We start from the raw sequence: 3,136 nt of genomic DNA, 5'->3' as shown, positions 1-3,136 counted from the left end.
CTTAACTCTGAGTAATACCTACTCAAAATTGAATATCTATTCAAACCAAGAAAACCGTTCGCTTTCGTATTCTCAGTTACTTTGGATAAGTCCTCGAGCTATTAGTATTAGTCCGCTACATGTGTCGCCACACTTCCACTTCTAACCTATCTACCTGATCATCTCTCAGGGCTCTTACTGATATAAAATCATGGGAAATCTCATCTTGAGGTGGGGTTCACACTTAGATGCTTTCAGCGTTTATCCCTTCCCTACATAGCTACCCAGCGATGCCTTTGGCAAGACAACTGGTACACCAGCGGTAAGTCCACTCTGGTCCTCTCGTACTAGGAGCAGATCCTCTCAAATTTCCTACGCCCGCGACGGATAGGGACCGAACTGTCTCACGACGTTCTGAACCCAGCTCGCGTGCCGCTTTAATGGGCGAACAGCCCAACCCTTGGGACCGACTACAGCCCCAGGATGCGACGAGCCGACATCGAGGTGCCAAACCTCCCCGTCGATGTGAACTCTTGGGGGAGATAAGCCTGTTATCCCCAGGGTAGCTTTTATCCGTTGAGCGATGGCCCTTCCATACGGAACCACCGGATCACTAAGCCCGACTTTCGTCCCTGCTCGAGTTGTAGCTCTCGCAGTCAAGCTCCCTTATACCTTTACACTCTGCGAATGATTTCCAACCATTCTGAGGGAACCTTTGGGCGCCTCCGTTACCTTTTAGGAGGCGACCGCCCCAGTCAAACTGCCTGTCAGACACTGTCTCCGATAGGGATCACCTATCTGGGTTAGAGTGGCCATAACATAAGGGTAGTATCCCAACAGCGTCTCCTTCGAAACTGGCGTCCCGATCTCGTAGACTCCTACCTATCCTGTACATGTGGTACAGACACTCAATATCAAACTGCAGTAAAGCTCCATGGGGTCTTTCCGTCCTGTCGCGGGTAACCTGCATCTTCACAGGTACTAAAATTTCACCGAGTCTCTCGTTGAGACAGTGCCCAAATCATTACGCCTTTCGTGCGGGTCGGAACTTACCCGACAAGGAATTTCGCTACCTTAGGACCGTTATAGTTACGGCCGCCGTTTACTGGGGCTTCAATTCATACCTTCGCTTGCGCTAAGCACTCCTCTTAACCTTCCAGCACCGGGCAGGCGTCACCCCCTATACATCATCTTACGATTTAGCAGAGAGCTGTGTTTTTGATAAACAGTTGCTTGGGCCTATTCACTGCGGCTGACGTAAAGTCAGCACCCCTTCTCCCGAAGTTACGGGGTCATTTTGCCGAGTTCCTTAACGAGAGTTCTCTCGCTCACCTGAGGCTACTCGCCTCGACTACCTGTGTCGGTTTGCGGTACGGGTAGAGTATGTTTAAACGCTAGAAGCTTTTCTTGGCAGTGTGACGTCACTAACTTCGCTACTAAACTTCGCTCCCCATCACAGCTCAATGTTATAGAACTAAGCATTTAACTCAATTCACACCTCACTGCTTAGACAGACTCTTCCAATCGTCTGCTTTAGTTAGCCTACTGCGTCCCTCCATCACTACATACTCTAGTACAGGAATATCAACCTGTTGTCCATCGGATACACCTTTCGGTCTCTCCTTAGGTCCCGACTGACCCAGGGCGGACGAGCCTTCCCCTGGAAACCTTAGTCTTACGGTGGACAGGATTCTCACCTGTCTTTCGCTACTCATACCGGCATTCTCACTTCTATGCGTTCCAGCACTCCTCACGGTATACCTTCATCACACATAGAACGCTCTCCTACCATACCTATAAAGGTATCCACAGCTTCGGTAAATTGTTTTAGCCCCGGTACATTTTCGGCGCAGGGTCACTCGACTAGTGAGCTATTACGCACTCTTTGAATGAATAGCTGCTTCTAAGCTAACATCCTAGTTGTCTGTGCAACCCCACATCCTTTTCCACTTAACAATTATTTTGGGACCTTAGCTGGTGGTCTGGGCTGTTTCCCTTTCGACTACGGATCTTAGCACTCGCAGTCTGACTGCCGACCATAATTCATTGGCATTCGGAGTTTATCTGAGATTGGTAATCCGGGATGGACCCCTCACCCAAACAGTGCTCTACCTCCAAGAATCTCTAATATCGACGCTAGCCCTAAAGCTATTTCGGAGAGAACCAGCTATCTCCAAGTTCGTTTGGAATTTCTCCGCTACCCACAAGTCATCCAAGCACTTTTCAACGTGCCCTGGTTCGGTCCTCCAGTGCGTCTTACCGCACCTTCAACCTGCTCATGGGTAGGTCACATGGTTTCGGGTCTACGTCATGATACTAATTCGCCCTGTTCAGACTCGGTTTCCCTACGGCTCCGTCTCTTCAACTTAACCTCGCATCATAACGTAACTCGCCGGTTCATTCTACAAAAGGCACGCTCTCACCCATTAACGGGCTCGAACTTGTTGTAGGCACACGGTTTCAGGTTCTATTTCACTCCCCTCCCGGGGTGCTTTTCACCTTTCCCTCACGGTACTGGTTCACTATCGGTCACTAGGGAGTATTTAGGGTTGGGAGATGGTCCTCCCAGATTCCGACGGGATTTCACGTGTCCCGCCGTACTCAGGATACTGCTAGGTACAAAGACTATTTTAAATACGAGGCTATTACTCTCTTTGGCTGATCTTCCCAAATCATTCTTCTATAATCTTTGAGTCCACATTGCAGTCCTACAACCCCGAAGAGTAAACTCTTCGGTTTGCCCTCCTGCCGTTTCGCTCGCCGCTACTAAGGCAATCGCTTTTGCTTTCTCTTCCTGCAGCTACTTAGATGTTTCAGTTCACTGCGTCTTCCTCCTCACATCCTTAACAGATGTGGGTAACAGGTACTACCTGTTGGGTTCCCCCATTCGGAAATCCCTGGATCATCGCTTACTTACAGCTACCCAAGGCATATCGTCGTTTGTCACGTCCTTCTTCGGCTCCTAGTGCCAAGGCATCCACCGTGCGCCCTTATTAACTTAACCTTATTTTCTGACCTTTCAGTCATAAACTCTTATTAATACTACAGCGTTTTCGGTTTATTTTCTTGTTACTATTTGATATAGATATTCAATTTTCAATGTGCATTACTTGGTAATCTCTCACCAATGGAGCCTAGCGGGATCGAACCGCTGACC

The 3,136-nt window shown here is 48.8% G+C and carries 1 rRNA gene; it reads right to left on the bottom strand.

The features are described 5' to 3' along the window. Positions 1–81 precede the first annotated feature (81 nt). A 23S ribosomal RNA gene (locus HT688_RS10145) occupies positions 82–2,983 on the bottom strand. Positions 2,984–3,136: the final 153 nt, after the last annotated feature.

The sequence above is a fragment of the Streptococcus sp. 1559 genome, from assembly GCF_013276735.1.
Lineage (GTDB): Bacteria > Bacillota > Bacilli > Lactobacillales > Streptococcaceae > Streptococcus > Streptococcus pseudopneumoniae.
The sequence above is the reverse complement of the archived record's forward strand: the minus strand, read 5'-3'. Positions and strand labels throughout refer to the sequence as shown.